Consider the following 19,681-nt stretch of genomic DNA (forward strand, 5'->3'; position numbering starts at 1 on the left):
TCAGCGTTTCGGGATGGCGGCGTAACTGTTGTCCGAACCCGTGACGAGGATTCCCCACGGCGCGGGATAGAGCCGGGTGTGCGAGATGTCCAGATTCATGGTGAGCGTGGGCTTTTCGCCCGCCGTGGTCGGGTCCGGGCCGAGGACGACGGTCCGTTTGCCGTTCCTGGTGTCGTAGGCCACCAGCCATGCCTTGGACCCGCTGCCCTCCCGCATGAGCAGGAAGACGGCGTTGCGGCTGCTCACCATCGACGGCTGCATCTCCTCCTTGTGCGCGTCCAGGGGCACGCTCCAGCGGACGCTGCCGTCGGGGGATTGCAGCCGCATGTCCTTGTCGTCGGCGATGACATAACTGTCCATCGTGAGCGACGAACCGTCGGCGAGCAGGGCGCGGAATTCCTTGTCGGAGGCGGCTTTCCGGCTGCCGAGTGAGGACCCGGTGGCCATGTCGACGGTGTCGATGCTGCCGTCGGTCACCACGATGGCCATCCGTCCGGGGCCGCGCAGGAAATTGCCCTTCTCGGGGATGTCGCGATGCCAGACCGTGGATCCGGTGGTGCGATCGAGACCGCCGACGACGGTCCGGCCGCCTGCCGCGGCACAGCGGAACATGACGACGCCGGGACCTTCGGCCAGGCTGGGCACATCCGAATCGAACAGGGCTGGAAGGTCTTTCGGCAATGGCGTGGCGCAACCGAGCGTGCCCGGATCCACAGACCAGCGCTGCTCGCCGGTGCGCGGATCGAAGTGGACGAATTGCCCGGTGGTGGAATCCGACTCGAACCACTGCTCGGCCGGGGTGTCCCACAGCCGCGCGCCGGTCCCGGTGTCGTAGGCGGTCAGGCCTGGAGTGCCCTGCCATCCGGCCAGCAGCACACGGCCGGAGTCCAGCACCTGGATCTTGCCCTGCTCGGGCGGATTTCCGGTCGACGCGATCTTCCAAAGCTGTTGTCCGGTACGGATGTCCACGCCGGTGATCCCGTCGTCGGCCAGCGTGTAAACCCCCGTGGACGTGACTCCGAAGGACTCGCTCGGGCCCAGTGGCAGCATCTTGACCGCGCTCGGATCCAGGTCGGGCACCGTGGATCCGTCGGTGGTGGAGGCGGAACCGCTCGAACCACAGCCCGCCGCGGCCACCGCCAGCCCCGCCGCCAAGGCGGCATGGGCGCAGGCCCGCAACACTCGACGTGGAACACGTTCGCGCAGAGTCGGGATCGGCACGGGGGTCGATCCTGCCACCGGCCTCGCGGCGCGCCGATCCGAGACTCGCGGGACAGAACGGACCGAATCGCGCGTGGGCGTTGCACCGGGCGTCGGACGACGGCGGTAGTGTCTGCGGGCGTGACGACAGCCTCCGAAACCGTCAGCGCAGCATCCGCAGGTGCCACCGGCACCGTCCGCCTCGCCAGCGTCGGCCGGCGTATCGCCGACGAGCTGGGCGTGCGCGAGGAGCAGGTGCGCTCCGCCGTCGAACTCCTGGATGCCGGCTCGACCGTGCCGTTCATCGCCCGCTACCGCAAGGAAGTCACCGGCGGACTCGACGACGCGCAGCTACGCACCCTCGACGAGCGCCTCCACTACCTGCGAGAACTCGACGAGCGCCGGGGCTCGATCATCGAATCCATCCGTGGCCAGGGCAAATTGGACGACGCGCTGCACACGCAGATCATGCTCGCCGACACCAAGGCCCGCCTCGAGGACATCTACCTGCCGTTCAAGCCGAAGCGGCGCACCAAGGCGCAGATCGCGCGCGAGGCCGGGCACGAGCCGGTGGCCGACGCGCTGCTGGGCGACCCCACCACCGATCCCGCGCAGTACAACGCCGAACAGCTCGACGGCGCCCGCGCCATCCTGGTTGAGCGTTTCGCCGAGGACGCCGACCTGGTCGGTGAACTGCGCGAATTGATGTGGGACCGCGGCCAGGTGTCCTCGTCCGTGCGCGCGGGCAAGGAAGAGGCGGGCGCGAAGTTCGCCGACTACTTCGAATTCTCCGAGCCGTTCTCCAAGCTCCCCTCGCACCGCATTCTGGCGCTGCTGCGCGGCGAGAAGGAGGAGGTGCTCAACCTGCACCTCGAACCCGACACCGAGGAGCTCGAGGACGGGCAGCGCTCGATCTACGAGGGCCGCATCGCCGTCAAGTTCGACATCGCCGATCGTGGCCGGGCCGCCGACGGCTGGCTGCTGGACACCGTGCGCTGGGCGTGGCGGACCAAGTTGCAGGTCAGCCTGGGTATCGACACCCGGATGCGGTTGCGCCAGTCCGCCGAACGCGATGCCGTCGACGTGTTCGCCGCCAACCTGCGCGACCTGCTGCTGGCCGCCCCGGCGGGCACTCGCACCACCATGGGCCTGGACCCGGGCTACCGCACCGGTGTGAAGGTGGCCGTGGTCGACTCCACCGGTAAGGCCGTCGCCACCGAGGTCATCTACCCGCACAAGCCGCAGGGGCAGACCGAGAAGTCGCTCGCCGTGCTCGGCGCACTGGTCGCCCGGTTCAATGTGGAGCTGATCGCCATCGGCAACGGCACCGCCTCCCGCGAGACCGACGCCCTTGCCACCGAACTGATCTCGCGCATCCCGGAGAACAAGCCCACCAAGATCGTGGTCTCCGAGGCGGGCGCGTCGGTGTACTCGGCCTCCGCGTACGCCTCCGCGGAGCTGCCCGACATGGACGTGTCGCTGCGCGGCGCGGTGTCCATCGCCCGCCGCCTCCAGGACCCCCTGGCCGAACTGGTGAAGATCGACCCGAAGTCCATCGGTGTCGGCCAGTACCAGCACGACGTGTCCGAGACCCTGCTGGCCCGTTCGCTGGGCGCGGTGGTCGAGGACGCGGTGAACGCGGTCGGCGTCGACGTGAACATCGCCTCGGTCCCGCTGCTGTCGCGGGTGTCGGGCATCTCCAACTCGATCGCCGAATCCATTGTGGCCCACCGCGATGCCAACGGCCCGTTCCGTAACCGCGCCGGGCTCAAGGACGTCCCGCGCCTGGGCCCCAAGGCCTTCGAGCAGTGCGCCGGCTTCCTCCGCATCCGCGAGGGCGACGACCCGCTCGACACCTCCGGCGTGCACCCCGAGGCGTACCCGGTGGTCCGCCGCATCCTCGACGCCAGCGGCAAGGGCATCAAGGAGATCATCGGCAACACCTCCGCGCTGCGCGCCCTGCGTCCCGCGGACTTCACCGACGAGCAGTTCGGTGTCCCCACCGTCTCCGACATCATCTCCGAGCTCGAGAAGCCCGGCCGCGACCCGCGACCGGAGTTCAAGACGGCCGAATTCGCCGCGGGCATCGAGAAGGTCGCCGACCTGAAGCCCGGCATGGTGCTCGAGGGCGTCGTCACCAATGTGGCCGCGTTCGGCGCGTTCGTCGACATCGGCGTCCACCAGGACGGCCTGGTCCACGTCTCGGCCATGTCCCACAACTTCGTCAAGGATCCGCGCGAGGTCGTGAAGTCCGGCGATGTCGTGAAGGTCAAGGTCCTGGAAGTGGATGTCCAGCGCCAGCGCATCGGCCTGTCGCTGCGCCTCGACGACGAGCCCGGCGCCGGCAAGCCCGAGCGCGGCGGTCCCCGCGCCAACCAGGGCGGCGGCCAGCGCGGCGGTGGCAACCGTCAGGGCGGCGATCGTCAGGGTGGCGACCGCTCCGGCGGAAACCGCCAGGGCGGCAACCGCAATCAGGGCGGCGGCAACCGCAACCAGCCCGCCGCCAGCGGCAGCATGGCCGACGCTCTGCGCCGCGCGGGCTTCGGTCGCTGACCGACCTGTTCTGAACCACCCATCCGGCCGCGCCCACCTCAGGGCGCGGCCGGACGGCTCTTCCGGGATCGGGGAGCCGACGCGGTGCGGGGTGCCGTCGGGATCGACAACCGGTGTGGACCGACAACCCGGCTGTCGTCGCAGGTCGAGCGGGGTGGTGAAAAGTGGAGCGGCGGAGGCGGATCGGGCCCGGCTAGGCCGCTCCGGGCGGCTATTCGACGCCGAGCGAGACTTCGGTCGATTTGATCAGGACCTTGACGGGCGTGCCGTCGGCCAGGCCGAGGTCGTCGGCGGCATCGCGGGTGATGGAGGAGGTGATCTCGTCGCCACCGGTGAGGCGGATGCGGACGACGGCCATGGCCTCGCCGCGGGTGACCTGGGTGACCGTTCCATCGAGTTGATTTCGTGTACTCAGTCGCATGGTCGCCAGGGTATAGCTCCGTCGCGTCGCCGCGTGTTCGTGATCTCGGCGTGCCGATCTTGGACCCGGGTAGCGTGGCGGGGGTTGGGGTTCGCGTGAGGATTCCGGAGGCGACACGGGCATGCATGTGCGGCGGTGGTGGGAAGATGTCGTGGTGGCGCACGGCCGAATGCCGCTGGCATGCCTGCTGCTGGGGTTCATCGTCGGATTCCTGTTGATCCGGATCAGCGTGCGGCTCATCCGGAAAGAGGTGCGGTGGTGGCCGGGCAATGTCCGCGCGGGCGACGTGCACATCCATCACATGGTGTTCGGCGTGGTGCTGGTGCTCGGGTCCGGCATGGGACTGGTCGCGCTGTATCAGAGCACGGTCGGCGTGATCAGTGCGCTCGCCGCGGTTTTCGGGCTCGGCGCGGCCCTGGTGCTCGACGAGTTCGCGCTCATCTACTACCTGCGCGACGTGTACTGGGAGGAGCAGGGCCGCACCTCGGTCGACGCGGTGTTCGTCGCCTTGGCCGTGACAGGCTTGCTGCTGCTGGGTTTCCATCCGCTGTGGCTGCTCGACATCGGGGACCTGCGCGAGTTGCGGTCCGATCCGAATGTGCCCGAGCGCTTGTTCACGATCGCGTTCGCGTTGATGAACCTGCTGCTCGCCGCGATCGTCATCGCCAAGGGCAAGATCTGGACCGGTCTGTTCGGCATGTTCTTCCCGCCCCTGCTCTTCATCGGCGCGCTGCGACTCAGCCGCCCGGGCGCGCCCTGGGCCCGCTGGCGCTACGGCACCCGCTCGGGTCTCATGCGCCGCGCCATGGTGCGGGAACGCCGCTACCGACGCCCGATGATCCGCGCCAAGATCTTCGTGCAGGATGTGCTGGCCGGAAAGCCCGACGCCGAGCACGTCCTGCGCGCCGCCGAGGAGGAGCTGAGCCGCACCGTGGTCCCGGCCCCGCCGGCGCCACCGCCGACCCACCTACACTTGATGCCGGGCCGCAAGCCCTTCGAGCGCCCGACCGAACCGGTCGACAGCCCGTAGCTTGCCGGGGCCCGGCGGCGGATCGCGCCGGTCGGCCGCCTGCCGGTCGCCCCCGATTCCCGTCCGGGCCGCGTCGTCTGGCACAATGCTCAGGTTGCCTTGGGCGCACCGCGCCCGGGCACCGCCCAATTATCCGGAGCACGAACCGGTAGAGCACCCTCCCCGGGTAGCCGCCAGGTTCCTCTGTTCGCGCGAAAACCAATAAGGACGGACATGAACACCCTCGACTTCGTCGACGCAAGCTCGCTGCGCAACGACATCCCGGACTTCCGCCCGGGTGACACCGTCAACGTGCACGTGAAGGTTATTGAAGGCAACAAGGAGCGAGTCCAGGTCTTCAAGGGCGTCGTCATCCGCCGCCAGAACGGTGGCATCCGCGAGACCTTCACCGTGCGCAAGGTGTCGTTCGGTGTCGGCGTGGAGCGCACCTTCCCGGTGCACAGCCCCAACCTCGACAAGATCGAGGTCGTGACCCGCGGTGACGTGCGTCGCGCCAAGCTGTACTACCTGCGCGATCTGCGCGGCAAGGCCGCCAAGATCAAGGAGAAGCGCTGAGGTAGCGACCGTCCCCGACTCGTCGGGGATCGGTTCTCACAGAGCATCACCGTCGGCTCGCCACAATGCTTCATTGTCGGCTCGCCGACGCCGAGTAGCCCGGCACCGCATGGTTCTTCGCGGTGCCGGGCTACTCTGTTCCGGTGGCAGACGAGAGCGAGTCGGTGACGAAGTCCGGGTCGGGCGATGGCAATGGGTCCCAGACGCCCGAACCCCTGCAGCCGAAGCCGAAGAAGAAGCAGCGCCCGTTCTGGCAAGAGCTGCCCATCCTGATCGGATTCGCGGCGTTGATCGTGGCGCTGCTGGTGACCTTCATAGGCCGGCCGTACGTGATCCCGTCGCAGTCCATGGAACCCACCCTGCACGGGTGCGCGGGCTGTACCGGTGACCGCATCTACGTGCAGAAGCTGAGCTACTACTTCGGCGACCCGGAGCCGGGCGACGTGGTGGTCTTCGTCGGCCCGACCGACGACTGGAACCGGCACTACAAGTCGATCCGCTCGTCGAACACCGCGGTCCGCGGCGTCCAGAACTTCCTGTCCTTCTTCGGCCTGGTGCCGCCGGACGAGAACGACCTGGTCAAGCGGGTCATCGCGACGGGTGGCCAGTCGGTCAAATGCTGTGACGCGCAGGGCCGCATCCTGGTCAAGGACAGCGCCCCCGGTTCGGAGTGGAAGCCGCTCGACGAGCCGTACGTGCTGCACAACAACCCGTTCAACGCGCAGAACCCCGACATCCAGTTCAATGCCGGCGGCCGCGCGTTCCCCGAGGTCAAGGTGCCCGAGGGCAACCTGTGGGTGATGGGCGACAACCGCGCCGAATCCGCCGACTCCCGCTATCACATGCGCGACGAGCTGAACGGCACCGTCCCGGTCGACGATGTGCGCGGCAAGGCCGTGTTCAAGATCTGGCCGCCCAGCCGCATCGGTCCGGTCCGGGCCGAGAACCCGCAGACGAACTGAGAATCGCGAGATAATCGACCGGTGGGGAAGATGGCAGGCGGAGCCGCCGGCGCGCGCCGGAAGGAGCGCGGCGGTAAGAAGATTCAGCGGATCGACCGCGGTGACTGGCCGCCGCGCGTGGTGATGCGGCAGGCGGGCGGGCTACGCACGCTCGAGGCCGCGCTGATCCGCAGCGGACTGGGCCCGGTCGCGGGCGTGGACGAGGCCGGGCGCGGTTGCTCGGCCGGACCGCTGGTCGTCGCCTCCTGCCTGCTACCGCCCAAGGCCTACACCTCGCTGGCCGGTCTCGACGATTCCAAGAAGCTCACCGAGAACACCCGTGAGCAGCTGTTCCCGATCATCAAGCGGATCGCGCTGGCCTGGTCGGTGGTGGTGATCCCGGCCTGGGAGATCGACGCCATCGGCATCCACGTGGCCAATATCGAGGGCATGCGGCGGGCGGTGGCCGGACTCGATCCGGTGCCCGGCTACGTGCTCACCGACGGGTTCCGGGTGCCGGGCATTCCGGTGCCCTCGCTGCCGGTGATTGGCGGCGACGCGTCCGCGGCCTGTATCGCCGCCGCCAGCGTGCTGGCCAAGGTGACCCGCGACCGCATGATGGTCGAGATGGACCGCGAGTATCCCGGCTACGGTTTCGCGGGCCACAAGGGCTACAACACCCCCGAGCACAGTGAGGCGCTGACCCGTCTCGGCATCACGCCCGAGCACCGTCGATCGTGGCGAAACGTCCGGGAGACCGGCCGAGTGGCTACCGACACGGCGTATGCGGGATGATGTTTCTACACCCAGTTGGGCGACAAGGAGGACGTTCCACCCGATGAGCGCCGAGGACCTCGAGAAGTACGAAACCGAGATGGAGCTATCCCTGTACCGCGAGTACAAGGACATCGTCGGGCAATTCTCGTACGTGGTGGAGACCGAGCGTCGCTTCTACCTCGCCAATTCCGTCGAACTGCGTCCGCAGAACGCCGATGGCGAGGTGTACTTCGAGGTTCGGATGTCGGATGCATGGGTGTGGGACATGTACCGGCCCGCCCGCTTCGTGAAGCACGTTCGCGTGATCACCTTCAAAGACGTGAATATCGAAGAGCTGGAGAAGACCGACCTGCGGCTTCCCGACTGATCCACAGGCTGGAGGTTATCCCCAGCCTCGCTGTTTTCCCAGGTCGGCATGGCCGCGTCCGGTACGGGCGCGGCCATGCTGGCTGAATGGCACAGCATCTGGCGCTGGGAGCGCAGGGGGAAGACCTGGCCGCGGACTATCTCCGCACGGCCGGGATGTCGATCGTCGCCCGCAATTGGCGATGCCGCTACGGTGAACTCGACCTCATTGCCCGCGAGGGCGACATCACCGCCTTCGTCGAGGTCAAAACCCGCCGCAATCTGAGCTGCGGCCGCCCCGAGGAGGCCGTCACCCTCCTCAAACAGCAGCGCATCCGCACCGTGGCCCGCCACTGGCTGCAGGCCCACCCCGGCCCCTTCCAGCGCATCCGCTTCGACGTCGTCTCCGTCATCCTGCGCCCCGGCCGCCCACCGGAGATCCTGCACCTGAAGGCGGCGTTCTGACATGCCCCTCGGCAGGGCCTACTCCGTCGCCGTCAACGGCGTCGAGGGCCAACTCGTAGAAATCGAAGCCGATATAGGCCAGGGCCTCCCGTCGGTCCACCTCGTCGGCCGCCCCGACACCACCCTCCAGGAATCCCGAGACCGAGTCCGGGCAGCCGTCTCGAACACCGGCGAAAAATGGCCCGACGGCCGCGTAATCCTGGCCCTGTCTCCCGCCACCCTCCCCAAAGTGGGCAGCGTCTACGACCTCGCCCTCGCCGGCGCGGTCCTCGACGCGGCAGGAGTCATCCCCTCCAACCGCCTCGCCGAATCCGTCCTACTCGGCGAACTGGCCCTCGACGGCCGCGTCCGCCGAGTACGAGGCATCCTCCCCGCAGTCCTCGCCGCCCGAAACGCCGGCCGCCGAACCGTCATCGTCCCCACCGCCGCCCTCCCCGAAGCAGGCTTGGTCGACGGCATCCGAGTCCTCGGCGCCGCCACCCTCCTCGAACTCCTCGACTGGCTGCGCGGCGGCGCAGAACTGACCGTTCCGGAGCTCGTGCCGCCGCAACCCGTGCCCTCGATCGGCGATCTGCGTGAGGTCGTCGGCCAGGAGGAAGCACGGTGGGCGTTGGAGGTCGCGGCGGCCGGTGGTCACCACCTGCTGCTCACCGGGCCGCCGGGGATCGGCAAGACCATGCTCGCTCAACGACTTCCGGGACTGCTGCCTCCGCTGCGCGAGCGGGATTCACTGGAGGTGACCGCGATTCACTCGGTGGCGGGCACGCTGTCGGACGATTCGCCGTTGATCACCGCGCCACCGTTCGTGGCTCCGCATCACTCGTCATCGGTGGCCGCCATGGTCGGCGGCGGTTCGGGTTCGGCTCGACCCGGGGCAGTCAGCTGCGCCCATCGCGGGGTGTTGTTCCTCGACGAGTGCGCCGAGATCAGCACGAAAGTTCTGGAGGCGCTGCGAACTCCGCTCGAGGAGGGCGAAGTGCGTATCGCCCGGCGCGATGGGGTGTCGCGATTCCCCGCCCGCTTCCAACTGGTGCTCGCGGCCAATCCTTGCCCCTGCGCACCGGCGCGCGATATCGATTGCATCTGTGCGCCTTTGGCTCGCCGCCGCTACCTCGGCAAGCTGTCCGGTCCGCTGATGGACCGGATCGACCTGGCGGTCCGGATGCACGCCCAGGCGGCCGGTGCGTTCAGCGGCGACGAGGTGGAGGGCAGCGAGGTGGTCCGGACGCGGGTGGCCGCGGCCCGCGAGGCCGCCTCGAAGCGGTGGGCCGATCTGGGCCTGACGACCAATGCCCAGGTCCCCGGACATGTGCTCCGTCAACGGTTCCGGCTGCCACGCGAAGCGCTCGCCCCGGTGGAGAACGCCCTGCAGCACGGGCGCATGTCGGCGCGTGGCGCGGATCGAGCGATCAGAGTGGCCTGGACCGTGGCGGATTTGCGGGGCGGCGATATTCCGAACGCGCAGGACATCCTGCAGGCGTTGAGTTTCCGGCAGCGGGGGTGAGCATGAGCGAAACCGTGAAGACGAGCGCCGCTGGGGATGAGCGGCGGTTGGCGTGGGTGTACTTGTCTCGGGTGGTGGAGGGGCCTTGTGCGGCCTTGTCGGCGTTGATCGAGTCGGTGGGGGTGGTGGAGGCGGCTCGGGCTGTGCGGGAGCGGGAGTTGCCGGATGTGTTGCGGGGGCCTACCGAGTTGCGACGGGGGATTGAGCGGGCGGACGAGGATCTGGCGCTGATCGAGCGATTGGGTGGGCGGGTCGTTACGCCGGATGACGGGGAGTGGCCTGCGTGGCGGATGTTGGGGTTGGGGCAGTTGGATCCGGGCCATGATGCGGATGCGGCTGTGCCGCTGGTGTTGTGGGTGCGGGGGACGCAGTCGTTGGTGACGGCGACCGAGAAGGCGATCGCGGTGGTGGGGGCCCGGTGCAGTACCGGGTATGGGAATCACGCGACGGGGGAGATCGCGGGGGAGTTGGCCGCGCGAGGGTGGACTGTTGTGTCGGGGGCGGCTTTCGGGATCGATGGGATGGCGCATCGGGCCGCGCTGGCGGTGGGTGGCATGACCGTCGCGGTGCTCGCGTGTGGGCCGGATCGGCCGTATCCGGTGCAGCATGACCAGTTGTTGGGGGAGATCGCGGAGCGGGGGTTGGTGGTGACCGAGTATCCGCCGGGGACGGCGGCGCGGAAGCATCATTTTCTGGCGCGGAATCGGCTGATCGCGGGGCTCGCGGATGGGGTTGTGGTGGTGGAGGCGGGGGTGCGGAGTGGGTCTCGGAACACGGTGAAGTGGTGCCGGAGGCTGGGGCGTCCGGCGATGGCGGTGCCGGGGCCGATCACCTCGGCCGCCTCGATCGGGTGTCACCGGATGATCCGGGAAGGGGAGGCGTTCATCGTGACCCGGGCCGAGGACATTCTCGACGAGGCCGGGCCGTTGCGGCTGTCGCTGCCGGGAGCCGTCCCGGCCGATCCGGAGGACAACCTGTCCGGGGACGAGGCGCTGGTGCTGGCCGCGCTGCCCGCCACCGGGTCCCGGCTGCCGCGGGCGGTGGTCACCGACACCGGGCTGGCATTGCCCACGGTGCGAGCCACCCTGTCCGCGTTGGAGATCGCGGGTCTGGTCGGCTGCGATGGCGACGGGTGGTATCGGATGCGGTCGCCGGGGGCCTCCGGGGCCGGGGCCATTGCCGCGACCCATGAACGGCATCGGTAATCCCGTCCGCCGGAATTGGTGTGGCGCGATCGCGCGGCGGGGGTGCTTGAAAAGGCGGCGGAATGCGGTCAGCGTGGGGGGATGAGTGGGTTGCCCGAGGATTTGGAGGCATTGCTGGCCGAGTACGGCCGGCATTTGCGATTGGGTCGGAATCGGTCGGCGCATACGGTGCGGGCCTATGTGGGGGATGCTCGCGGATTGCTGGAACATTTGCTGGCGCGGGCGGTGGATTCCGGTGTGGGGGAGGTGGATCTGGCCCTGCTGCGATCGTGGCTCGCGGCACAGGCGGCGGGCGGAGCGGCCCGGACCACGATGGCGCGGCGGGCGTCCTCGGCGCGGACATTCACCGCGTGGCTGACGCATACGGGTCGGCTGGCGGTGGATCCGGGGCCGCGCCTCGGATCGGCGCGGGCGCATCGGGTGCTGCCGTCGGTGCTGGGGAAGGAGCAGGCCCGGGCGGCCATGGAGGCGGCGGAATCGGGTGCGGCGCAGCAGGATCCGATGGCGCTGCGGGACCGGCTGATCGTGGAGATGCTGTACGCCACCGGGATTCGCGTGAGCGAGCTGTGCGGCCTCGACATCGAGGACGTCGATCGGGAACGGCGGCTGGTGCGGGTGCTGGGCAAAGGCAACAAGGAACGGTCGGTGCCCTTCGGCGGGCCCGCCGAACAAGCCCTCGAGGCCTGGCTCCGGTTCGGCCGGTCGGCCCTCGCGACGCCGGACTCGGGCCGGGCGCTGCTGCTGGGCCGCCGCGGCCGCCGCATCGACCCCCGGCAGGCCAGAACCGTGGTCCACGAGGTGGTTTCCGCGATTCCCGGCGCACCCGACATGGGCCCGCACGGGTTCCGCCACACCGCCGCCACCCACCTGCTGGAGGGCGGCGCCGACCTGCGCGTGGTGCAGGAGATCCTCGGCCACGCCAGCATGGCCACCACCCAGCTCTACACCCACGTCTCGATCGACCGGCTCAAGAAGGTCCACGACCAGGCGCACCCACGCGCCTGACCGGCCCGTTCGTCGGCACCCGGGGAAGCGGTCGGTGATCTACGGCCTATCGGAAAGTTATCGACGACCTATCGACACCCGTGCTAGCGTCAGTTAGGTAACCCTAATTATGCACTGACCATGGAGGTGCCCTTTGGCGCGCACACGCATCACGCTGGTGGTCCAGAACGCGGTTCACCTGACCGATCACCTGATCCGGGTCCGATTGGGCGGCCCGGGCTTCACGTCCTTCCAGCCCAACGACAGCACCGACGCCTACGTCAAACTGATCTTCCCGGGCCCGGACGGCGACGTCATGCGCACCTACACCGTGCGCGAAGTCGACCGCGCCGCCCAGGAGATCGCCATCGACTTCGTCCACCACGGCGATGAGGGCGTCGCCGGCCCCTGGGCGGCCGCCGCCCAGCCCGGCGACACCATCGACCTGTTCGGCCCCGGCGGCGGCTACGCCCCGCGCCCCGACGCCGACTGGCACCTCCTCGCCGGCGACGAATCCGCCCTCCCCGCCATCGCCGCCGCCTGCGCGGCTCTCCCCGCCGACGCCGTAGGCCAGGTGTTCGTCGAGGTCGGCGGCCCGTCGGACGAACTCGCCTTCCCGCGCCCGGAGGGTGTGGACCTCACCTGGATCCACCGCGGCGACGCCGAACCCGGCGACCGGCTGGCCGCCACCGTCCGCTCCGCACCCTGGCGAGACGGCCGGGTCCAGGTCTTCATCCACGGTGAGGCCCGTGCGGTCATGCACGACCTGCGCCCTTACATCCGCAAGGAGCGCGCCGTCCCCGCCGAATGGGCGTCCTCCATCTCCGGCTACTGGCGACGCGGCCGCACCGAAGAGGGCTTCCGCACCTGGAAGTCCGAACTGGCCGAACGCGAAAAGGCCACGCCCGCAGCCGTTCAACCGATCGCGTAGCAGCGGGGCGGGTTCGCGATGCCCCGTTGACCGGCGGGTCCCGCGTGTGGCACCCGAATCCCCGCTGGCGACACCCGGTCGCTGAGATCCGGTTCGGGGCATTTCGGCGGGTAGCGTCGAATGGCATGACGCCGCCGCCCGCCGAGACCCCCGCCTTACGCGAACGCCTCCGCGCAGCACTCCCCGCCGCCATGAAGGTCCGGGACCGTCACGCCACCGCCGCCCTGCGCTCGGCGCTGGCCGCGATCGACAATGCCGAAGCCGTGGACGGTTCCGATGCGCGGGCCGGCGCGATCGAGAGCAGCGCCGTCGGCGCCGGCGCGGCCGAGCGCCCCCGCCGTGTACTGACCGAAGCCGAGGTCGTCGCCATCGTCCGCGCCGAGATCGACGAACGGCTCACCGCCGCACGGGAATACGCCGAGTTCGAGAGTGGAGCGGATCGCGCCGCCGGTCTCCGCGCGGAGGCCGCTACCCTCGCCGCTCATCTCAAAGTTTGATGTCGCCTTCAGTAATGCCGAACCGCTGACCGATCACGATCCGGTCGAGTGTGGGGCGGTCCGCGCCGCTCAGCGGGGCTCGAGCGCTGCGATGTAGCGACCGGAGAACCAGCGCTGGACGAGGCGGACGACAGGTGCTCCGAGGCGGGCGTACCAGGGGTCGGGGTGGGAGAACGAGGCGATGACTCCGTACACGGAGTCGTCGGCGGGGTCGTATTCGACGGCGAAGAGTTCCTCGCCGCGCAACGGATGGCCCGGCAGCGTGCCGTAGGCGAATCCGCGGCGGTTCGGTTCGTCCACGACATAGACGACACGGCAGGGCGCGGTGAAGCCGATCGGGCCGAAGCCGATGCGGACGGTGATGTCGGTGCCGGGCCGGGCCTCGGGCGTCGACGCGTTCTGGAAGACGCCGCTGCCGCGTTGCATGCGATAGGTGAGGACCTGTTCGGCGGCCTCGTCGAAAAACGCACGGCCGGAACCGATTCGGCGCCGCAGCCGGAAGTGGTGGTACCCCGCCGGGAACTCGCCCGCGGTCGCGCCGACGTCGGGATAAGTGAACGGCTGCTGCGGCATCGATCCATCATGGCCCGCCTCGTGACCCGGTGGGCGGATCTGTGAGCGGTTTCAACCGGATCGGCGCGCGATGGATCAGGCCGAGCGGATCGACGTATTCGCCGTCGCGCCGGGCGCCCCAGTGCAGGCAGGGAGAGCAGGGCGGATGCCCGTCGGCGAGCACGCCGATCACGGTGCCGCGAGTCAGCCTGCGGCCCACCGTGATTGACGCGGTGACCGGCTCGTAGGTGGTGCGCAACCCGCCCGGGTGATCGATGGAGACCACCGGTTTCCCGGCCACGATTCCGGCGAACACCACGATCCCGTCACCCGCCGCCAGCACCGCCTGTCCCCGGCTTCCCGTCAGGTCGACGCCACGATGTCCGGGCAGCCAGTCGTGCTCGGGTTTGTCGAAGGCCCGCACCACGGCGGGCCGCGGCGCGAGCGGCCACCCGAACTCCCCGCCGGGCGCGGCCGACCCGGGTGCGGCCAGGACGACCGTCATCACCACCATCGCCGCGGACGAGAATGCGCGGCGAAATTCCGGATCGAAGTAGTTCGCGGACATGCGAATCAGCGTGCGCCCCGTAACCGTCGTCCAGCCCCTCCCGCCCCGCGAGTGTGGATGAAATTCAGTATTCTGAATAGAACAAGCGCAGCGTTCTGACCTGCGTCGACGGGTTCGGATCCACCCCTGCTCCGGGCCCGATTTCGATCTGGCGGAACCGCTGCGTAAACTGATTCAGCGGTTTGCGTTAACGCGGACCGACTTCGCGCGCCCACAGTGAGTGTCGCCGGCTGGTCCCCCTGATTCGTTCTCGGAGGGTTCCGGTGGCCGTGGGCGCCAGGGCAGGGATCGCCGATTCCTGTGTCAACCAGCAACGAGAGGAAGTTACGGAGCCATGGCTGTCGTAACAATGAAGCAGCTGCTCGACAGCGGCGCGCACTTCGGTCATCAGACCCGCCGGTGGAACCCGAAGATGAAGCGTTTCATCTTCACCGACCGCAACGGCATCTACATCATCGATCTGCAGCAGACGCTGACCTACATCGACAAGGCCTACGAGTTCGTCAAGGAGACCGTTGCCCACGGCGGCACCGTCCTCTTCGTCGGCACCAAGAAGCAGGCCCAGGAGTCGATCGCCTCTGAGGCGACCCGTGTCGGCATGCCCTACGTGAACCAGCGCTGGCTGGGCGGCATGCTCACCAACTTCCAGACCGTGCACAAGCGGCTGCAGCGCCTGAAGGAGCTGGAGTCGATGGAGCAGACCGGCGGTTTCGAGGGTCGCACCAAGAAGGAAATCCTCATGCTGACGCGTGAGAAGAACAAGCTGGAGCGCACCCTGGGCGGCATCCGGGACATGGCCAAGGTTCCCTCGGCCATCTGGGTTGTCGACACCAACAAGGAGCACATCGCCGTCGGCGAGGCTCGCAAGCTGAACATCCCGGTCATCGCGATCCTGGACACCAACTGCGACCCCGACCTGGTCGACTACCCGATCCCGGGTAACGACGACGCGATCCGTTCGGCCGCGCTGCTGACCAAGGTCGTCGCTTCCGCCGTCGCCGAGGGTGTGCAGGCTCGTGCCTCGCGTGCCGGTGGCGACTCGAAGCCGGAGGCCGGCGCGGGCGAGCCCCTCGCCGAGTGGGAGCAGGAGCTGCTGTCGCAGGCTGCCCCGGCCGAGGCTGCCCCGGCCGAGGCTGCCGCCGAGGCCCCCGTGGAGACCGCTGCCGAGGCGGAGCTGAAGGAAGAGCCGGCCACCAAGACCCCGGCCGACTTCTGATCCACCGCCGCCAGGCATCTGTTCACCTTGCCGACCGCTGTCGTTCGATGACGGTCGGCAAGGTGTGACCACCACAGACTTTCACTCACACAGGGAGGCTCGCCCGAGATGGCGAACTACACCGCCGCCGATGTGAAGCGGCTCCGCGAGCTCACCGGCTCCGGCATGATGGACTGCAAGAAGGCGCTCGAGGAGAACGCGGGCGACTTCGACAAGGCCGTCGAGTTCCTGCGTATCAAGGGCGCCAAGGATGTCGGCAAGCGCGCTGAGCGCGCCACCGCCGAGGGCCTGGTCGTCTCGCAGGACGGCATCCTGATCGAGATCAACTCCGAGACCGACTTCGTGGCCAAGAACCAGGAGTTCCAGGACGTCGCGAACGCCATCGTGGCCGCCGCCGCGAAGGCCCGCCCGGCCGACCTGGACGCCCTGAAGGCCGTCGAGGTCGACGGTCAGACCGCCGACCAGGTGCTGCAGGCGCTGGCCGCCAAGATCGGCGAGAAGCTCGAGCTGCGCCGCGTCGCCGCGTTCGACGGCCAGACCACCGTCTACCTGCACAAGCGTGCCACCGACCTGCCGCCGTCCGTCGGCGTGCTGATCGAGTACACCGGCACCGACGCCGACGCCGCCCGCGCCGTCGGCATGCAGGTCGCGGCCCTCAAGGCCAAGTACCTCACCCGCGAGGACGTCCCGGCCGAGCTCGTCGCCAAGGAGCGCGAGATCGCCGAGGCGACCGCCAAGGAAGAGGGCAAGCCGGAGGCCGCGCTGCCGAAGATCGTCGAAGGCCGCGTCAACGGCTACTACAAGGACGTCGTCCTCCTGGAGCAGGCTTCGGTCACCGACTCCAAGAAGACCGTCAAGGCCCTGCTGGACGACGCCGGTGTCACCATCACCCGCTTCGCCCGCTTCGAGGTCGGCCAGGCGTAATCGCCTGACACACACGCGGAAGGCTCTTCGCACATCGTGATTCGATGAGCGAAGGGCCTTTTCGCGTGCCTGGCCCGGGGGTCAGCTACACACGGGACAGCCCAGATTCACGGGAGGGAAGAGTGCGTTGGATATGGCGGCGCTGCCGGAGGTCAAGGCGCTGCTCCCGGAGTCGAGGCTGGTAGCGATCTGGTCGGCGGTCGTGGTGGGCGTCAGCGGCACTTCGGCCGAGGCGGGTCCCGCGAAGGCGGCGAGAGCCGCCGCGAGGGCTACGGTGGCCAGGCCTGCTCGGACCGTGCGGTTCTTGGTGTTCACGGCCGAAAGATATGCGAAACACCTTTGTTTAAAAGGAAATTGGCGCCCCCAACTTTTGGGGCACTACGTCTCTGGGGGTAGCCCCGCGATTGCCCCGCCGGTTGCCGAGCCGACCCACCCGCGCCCGAAATATCGCGATCCAGTGGGCCGTATCGAGGGTCGGCTCACGCTCGTGACCGGTCGTGAGGCAGGATGGATGGAGCTTTGTTGCCGTCCCGTGCAATTCGTCGGCCGGGATGGTCTTTTCATGTGCCTGCGCACGCTCGAACGTCTGGACAAGGAGACCGATGACGGACCCGGATACCGCCCCCGATCGCAAGGGCTATCGCCGAGTGCTCCTCAAGCTGGGTGGCGAGATGTTCGGCGGTGGCCGTGTCGGGCTCGACCCGGATGTCGTGCAGGCGGTCGCCGAGCAGATCGCGGAGGTCGTCGAGGACGGCGTCCAGGTGGCCGTGGTGATCGGCGGCGGCAACTTCTTCCGTGGCGCCGAGCTCGAGGAGCGCGGCATGGAACGGGCCCGCTCGGATTACATGGGCATGCTCGGCACCGTCATGAATTCTCTTGCGCTGCAGGACTTCCTGCAGAAGCAGGGCATCGACACCCGGGTGCAGACCGCCATCACCATGGGTCAGGTCGCCGAACCGTATCTGCCGCTGCGCGCCAAGCGGCACCTGGAGAAGGGCCGCGTCGTGATCTTCGGCGCCGGTATGGGCATGCCCTACTTCTCCACCGACACCACCGCCGCGCAGCGCGCCCTGGAGATCGGCGCCGAAGTGGTGCTGATGGCCAAGGCCGTGGACGGTGTCTTCACCGCGGACCCGCGGGAGGACCCCGACGCCACCATGTTCACCCAGATCACCCACAAGGAAGCGCTGGAGCGGGGCCTCAAGGTCGCCGATGCCACCGCTTTCAGCCTGTGTATGGACAACCAGATGCCGATGCTGGTGTTCAATTTGTTGACCAAGGGAAATATCGCCCGCGCTGTCGCCGGTGAGAAGATCGGCACCCTGGTCCGGTCGTGACCGACGACAAGAACCATGACGCAGTGGAGGAAACGCCGTGATTGAAGAAGCGCTCTTCGACGCCGAGGAAAAGTTCGAGAAGGCCGTCTCGGTGGTGAAGGACGACCTGGCCTCGATCCGGACCGGTCGCGCGAATCCTGGTATGTTCGCGCGGATCGTGGTCGAGTACTACGGCTCGATGACGCCGATCACCCAGATCTCCTCGATCACCGTGCCCGAGCCGCGCATGGTCGTGATCAAGCCGTACGAGCAGGCGCAGATGCAGCCGATCGAGACCGCGATCCGCAATTCGGATCTCGGGGTGAACCCCACCAACAACGGTGACATCATCCGCGTCTCGATCCCGCAGCTCACCGAGGAGCGGCGCCGGGAAATGGTCAAGCTGGCCAAGTCCAAGGGTGAGGACGCGAAGATCTCGATCCGCAACGTGCGCCGTAAGGCCATGGAAGAGCTGGGCCGCATCCAGAAGGACGGCGAGGCGGGCGAGGACGAGGTCGGCCGCGCCGAGAAGGAACTCGACAAGACCACGCAGAAGTACGTCGCGCAGATCGACGAGCTGGTGAAGCACAAAGAAGGCGAACTGCTCGAGGTCTAGGACGGCCGATCTTCGGCCGGGGGTAGGGAACGGACGACAAGTGAGCGACGGGACAATCGTGGCCGAAGAGACTGCCTCCACCGGCGAGCTGCCGGAGGGGGCCACCGCATCGCCGGCCGAGCTGCCGGCCGCGAATTCGGCCACGCCGGACAATGCGGGCGAGGCCGCCTCGGGTGGGAAGCCGGGCGCGCCCGCGTCGAAGGCGGGCCGCAACCTGCCCGCGGCGCTGGGCGTCGGATTCGGGCTGGGGTTGTCCCTGATCGCGATCCTGCTGTGGGCTCCGAAGGTGCTCGTCGGCGTGATCGCGATCGCGGTCGCGGTGGCCACCTGGGAGGTGACCAAGCGGCTGCGTGAGGCCGACGTGCTGGTGCCCCGGATCCCGCTGTTGCTCGGCGGGCAGGCGGTGGTGTGGCTGGCCTGGCCGGTCGGACCGCAGGGCGTGCTGGGCGCGTTCGGCGCGACGGCGCTCACCCTCATGGTGTGGCGGCTGTTCGACCACGGCCTGACGGCCACCCCGCGAAACTACTTGCGCGACACCGCGATCTCGGTGTTCACGCTCACCTGGATTCCGCTGCTGGCCTCGTTCGCGGTGCTGATGCTGTCCGAGGACAAGGGCAACCTGCGGGTGCTGTCCTTCATGATCCTGGTGGTCTGCTCCGACGTCGGCGGCTACGTGGCGGGCGTGCTGTTCGGCAAGCACCCGATGGTGCCGCACATCAGCCCGAAGAAGTCCTGGGAGGGCTTCGGTGGTTCGCTGGTGTTCTGCGTGATCGGCGGTCTGCTGACGGTGACGCTGCTGCTCCAGGCGAATTCGATGATCGGCGTGCTGCTGGGCGTCGGGCTGGTGCTGGTGGCGACCAGCGGCGACCTGATCGAATCGCAGGTGAAGCGGGAGCTGGGCATCAAGGACATGGGCACGCTGCTGCCCGGACACGGCGGGATCATGGATCGGCTCGACTCCATGCTGCCGTCGGCTTTCGTGGCGTGGCTGGTGCTGACCGCCCTGCTCTGACGGGTCGCGTGGCCGCCGACCAGCCCCGTATGTGACGAGCGCATCGCACCCCGCGGCTCCGAACGCGTG

22 protein-coding genes are annotated in these 19,681 nt (G+C 68.6%); 17 read left to right on the plus strand and 5 right to left on the minus strand.

The window, feature by feature from the left end; translation table 11 throughout:
• Positions 1-1,221, minus strand: a complete 1,221-nt coding sequence (locus ACQP06_RS10365) for a PQQ-binding-like beta-propeller repeat protein (protein WP_433672014.1) — start codon at positions 1,219-1,221, stop codon at positions 1-3.
• 120 nt (positions 1,222-1,341) lie between these two features.
• On the opposite strand from ACQP06_RS10365, the gene ACQP06_RS10370 reads away from it, so the two are divergent.
• Positions 1,342-3,753, plus strand: a complete 2,412-nt coding sequence (locus ACQP06_RS10370; protein WP_433672015.1) for a Tex family protein — start codon at positions 1,342-1,344, stop codon at positions 3,751-3,753.
• 211 nt (positions 3,754-3,964) lie between these two features.
• On the opposite strand, the gene ACQP06_RS10375 is transcribed toward ACQP06_RS10370, so the two are convergent.
• Entirely contained in the window at positions 3,965-4,174 is a 210-nt protein-coding gene (locus tag ACQP06_RS10375) for a TOBE domain-containing protein (RefSeq protein WP_357281576.1), read from the minus strand.
• 127 nt (positions 4,175-4,301) lie between these two features.
• Between ACQP06_RS10375 and ACQP06_RS10380 the strand changes: the two genes are divergently transcribed.
• The 11 genes from ACQP06_RS10380 to ACQP06_RS10430 all read left to right on the plus strand — a co-directional run bounded on the left by ACQP06_RS10380 (position 4,302) and on the right by ACQP06_RS10430 (position 13,408).
• The gene (locus ACQP06_RS10380; RefSeq protein ID WP_433673282.1) at positions 4,302-5,204 is read left to right on the plus strand and encodes a hypothetical protein; all 903 of its coding nucleotides are present in this window, start codon (positions 4,302-4,304) and stop codon (positions 5,202-5,204) included.
• Between the two features lie 213 nt (positions 5,205-5,417).
• Positions 5,418-5,759 (plus strand): 50S ribosomal protein L19, encoded by a 342-nt coding sequence (gene rplS, locus ACQP06_RS10385; RefSeq protein WP_120737548.1) that lies wholly within the window; start codon positions 5,418-5,420, stop codon positions 5,757-5,759.
• A gap of 143 nt (positions 5,760-5,902) precedes the next feature.
• Positions 5,903-6,721 (plus strand): signal peptidase I, encoded by an 819-nt coding sequence (gene lepB / locus ACQP06_RS10390; protein WP_433672016.1) that lies wholly within the window; start codon positions 5,903-5,905, stop codon positions 6,719-6,721.
• Between the two features lie 30 nt (positions 6,722-6,751).
• Positions 6,752-7,495, plus strand: coding sequence for a ribonuclease HII (locus tag ACQP06_RS10395; RefSeq protein WP_433673283.1), 744 nt, complete (start codon positions 6,752-6,754; stop codon positions 7,493-7,495).
• A 43-nt stretch (positions 7,496-7,538) separates the two neighbouring features.
• Positions 7,539-7,844, plus strand: a complete 306-nt coding sequence (locus ACQP06_RS10400; RefSeq protein ID WP_040859817.1) for a DUF2469 domain-containing protein — start codon at positions 7,539-7,541, stop codon at positions 7,842-7,844.
• Positions 7,845-7,930: 86 nt separating this feature from the next.
• Entirely contained in the window at positions 7,931-8,287 is a 357-nt protein-coding gene (locus tag ACQP06_RS10405; RefSeq protein ID WP_433672017.1) for a YraN family protein, read from the plus strand.
• A gap of 1 nt (position 8,288) precedes the next feature.
• The gene (locus tag ACQP06_RS10410; protein ID WP_433672018.1) at positions 8,289-9,791 is read left to right on the plus strand and encodes a YifB family Mg chelatase-like AAA ATPase; all 1,503 of its coding nucleotides are present in this window, start codon (positions 8,289-8,291) and stop codon (positions 9,789-9,791) included.
• Positions 9,792-9,793: 2 nt separating this feature from the next.
• Complete coding sequence (gene dprA / locus ACQP06_RS10415; protein WP_433672019.1) at positions 9,794-10,996, plus strand: DNA-processing protein DprA; 1,203 nt, start codon at positions 9,794-9,796, stop codon at positions 10,994-10,996.
• A gap of 81 nt (positions 10,997-11,077) precedes the next feature.
• Positions 11,078-12,001: a tyrosine recombinase XerC gene (locus ACQP06_RS10420; protein ID WP_357092664.1), complete on the plus strand. Its 924-nt coding sequence runs from the start codon at positions 11,078-11,080 to the stop codon at positions 11,999-12,001.
• 133 nt (positions 12,002-12,134) lie between these two features.
• A complete protein-coding gene (locus tag ACQP06_RS10425) occupies positions 12,135-12,911 on the plus strand; it encodes a siderophore-interacting protein (RefSeq protein ID WP_433672020.1) in 777 nt (258 codons plus the stop codon).
• A gap of 125 nt (positions 12,912-13,036) precedes the next feature.
• Entirely contained in the window at positions 13,037-13,408 is a 372-nt protein-coding gene (locus ACQP06_RS10430; RefSeq protein ID WP_433672021.1) for a hypothetical protein, read from the plus strand.
• A gap of 69 nt (positions 13,409-13,477) precedes the next feature.
• Here the strand turns inward: ACQP06_RS10430 and ACQP06_RS10435 are convergent, their stop codons facing one another.
• Positions 13,478-13,981 carry a DUF1990 family protein gene (locus tag ACQP06_RS10435; RefSeq protein ID WP_433672022.1) on the minus strand — a complete coding sequence of 168 codons (504 nt, stop codon included), beginning with the start codon at positions 13,979-13,981 and terminating at the stop codon, positions 13,478-13,480.
• A 7-nt stretch (positions 13,982-13,988) separates the two neighbouring features.
• Positions 13,989-14,474: a M23 family metallopeptidase gene (locus ACQP06_RS10440; RefSeq protein WP_433673284.1), complete on the minus strand. Its 486-nt coding sequence runs from the start codon at positions 14,472-14,474 to the stop codon at positions 13,989-13,991.
• A gap of 388 nt (positions 14,475-14,862) precedes the next feature.
• Between ACQP06_RS10440 and rpsB the strand changes: the two genes are divergently transcribed.
• Together rpsB and tsf are read left to right on the plus strand one after the other, a co-directional pair.
• On the plus strand, positions 14,863-15,744 hold the full coding sequence (gene rpsB, locus ACQP06_RS10445) for a 30S ribosomal protein S2 (RefSeq protein WP_433672023.1): 882 nt from the start codon (positions 14,863-14,865) through the stop codon (positions 15,742-15,744).
• Positions 15,745-15,852: 108 nt separating this feature from the next.
• Complete coding sequence (gene tsf, locus ACQP06_RS10450) at positions 15,853-16,668, plus strand: translation elongation factor Ts (protein ID WP_433672024.1); 816 nt, start codon at positions 15,853-15,855, stop codon at positions 16,666-16,668.
• A gap of 81 nt (positions 16,669-16,749) precedes the next feature.
• On the opposite strand, the gene ACQP06_RS10455 is transcribed toward tsf, so the two are convergent.
• Entirely contained in the window at positions 16,750-16,983 is a 234-nt protein-coding gene (locus tag ACQP06_RS10455) for a hypothetical protein (RefSeq protein ID WP_433672025.1), read from the minus strand.
• A 287-nt stretch (positions 16,984-17,270) separates the two neighbouring features.
• On the opposite strand from ACQP06_RS10455, the gene pyrH reads away from it, so the two are divergent.
• Genes pyrH through ACQP06_RS10470 form a run of 3 tightly spaced genes read left to right on the plus strand, consistent with a single transcriptional unit; the run spans position 17,271 to position 19,612 of the window.
• Positions 17,271-18,005 carry a UMP kinase gene (pyrH, locus tag ACQP06_RS10460; protein WP_357092686.1) on the plus strand — a complete coding sequence of 245 codons (735 nt, stop codon included), beginning with the start codon at positions 17,271-17,273 and terminating at the stop codon, positions 18,003-18,005.
• Between the two features lie 37 nt (positions 18,006-18,042).
• On the plus strand, positions 18,043-18,600 hold the full coding sequence (gene frr / locus ACQP06_RS10465; protein WP_213556998.1) for a ribosome recycling factor: 558 nt from the start codon (positions 18,043-18,045) through the stop codon (positions 18,598-18,600).
• Between the two features lie 40 nt (positions 18,601-18,640).
• Entirely contained in the window at positions 18,641-19,612 is a 972-nt protein-coding gene (locus ACQP06_RS10470) for a phosphatidate cytidylyltransferase (RefSeq protein WP_433672026.1), read from the plus strand.
• The last annotated feature ends 69 nt before the right edge of the window (positions 19,613-19,681 follow it).

The organism is Nocardia sp. CA-136227, assembly GCF_050955695.1.
Taxonomy (GTDB): Bacteria; Actinomycetota; Actinomycetes; order Mycobacteriales; family Mycobacteriaceae; genus Nocardia.

Coding starts and splice junctions, on each gene's coding strand:
- ACQP06_RS10375 (WP_357281576.1), bottom strand. CDS start 4,174: ATGCGACTGAGTACACGAAATCAACTCGATGGAACGGTCACCCAGGTC.
- rplS (WP_120737548.1), top strand. CDS start 5,418: ATGAACACCCTCGACTTCGTCGACGCAAGCTCGCTGCGCAACGACATC.
- ACQP06_RS10395 (WP_433673283.1), top strand. CDS start 6,752: ATGGCAGGCGGAGCCGCCGGCGCGCGCCGGAAGGAGCGCGGCGGTAAG.
- ACQP06_RS10400 (WP_040859817.1), top strand. CDS start 7,539: ATGAGCGCCGAGGACCTCGAGAAGTACGAAACCGAGATGGAGCTATCC.
- ACQP06_RS10405 (WP_433672017.1), top strand. CDS start 7,931: ATGGCACAGCATCTGGCGCTGGGAGCGCAGGGGGAAGACCTGGCCGCG.
- ACQP06_RS10410 (WP_433672018.1), top strand. CDS start 8,289: ATGCCCCTCGGCAGGGCCTACTCCGTCGCCGTCAACGGCGTCGAGGGC.
- dprA (WP_433672019.1), top strand. CDS start 9,794: ATGAGCGAAACCGTGAAGACGAGCGCCGCTGGGGATGAGCGGCGGTTG.
- ACQP06_RS10420 (WP_357092664.1), top strand. CDS start 11,078: ATGAGTGGGTTGCCCGAGGATTTGGAGGCATTGCTGGCCGAGTACGGC.
- ACQP06_RS10430 (WP_433672021.1), top strand. CDS start 13,037: ATGACGCCGCCGCCCGCCGAGACCCCCGCCTTACGCGAACGCCTCCGC.
- ACQP06_RS10435 (WP_433672022.1), bottom strand. CDS start 13,981: ATGCCGCAGCAGCCGTTCACTTATCCCGACGTCGGCGCGACCGCGGGC.
- ACQP06_RS10440 (WP_433673284.1), bottom strand. CDS start 14,474: ATGGTGGTGATGACGGTCGTCCTGGCCGCACCCGGGTCGGCCGCGCCC.
- rpsB (WP_433672023.1), top strand. CDS start 14,863: ATGGCTGTCGTAACAATGAAGCAGCTGCTCGACAGCGGCGCGCACTTC.
- tsf (WP_433672024.1), top strand. CDS start 15,853: ATGGCGAACTACACCGCCGCCGATGTGAAGCGGCTCCGCGAGCTCACC.
- pyrH (WP_357092686.1), top strand. CDS start 17,271: ATGACGGACCCGGATACCGCCCCCGATCGCAAGGGCTATCGCCGAGTG.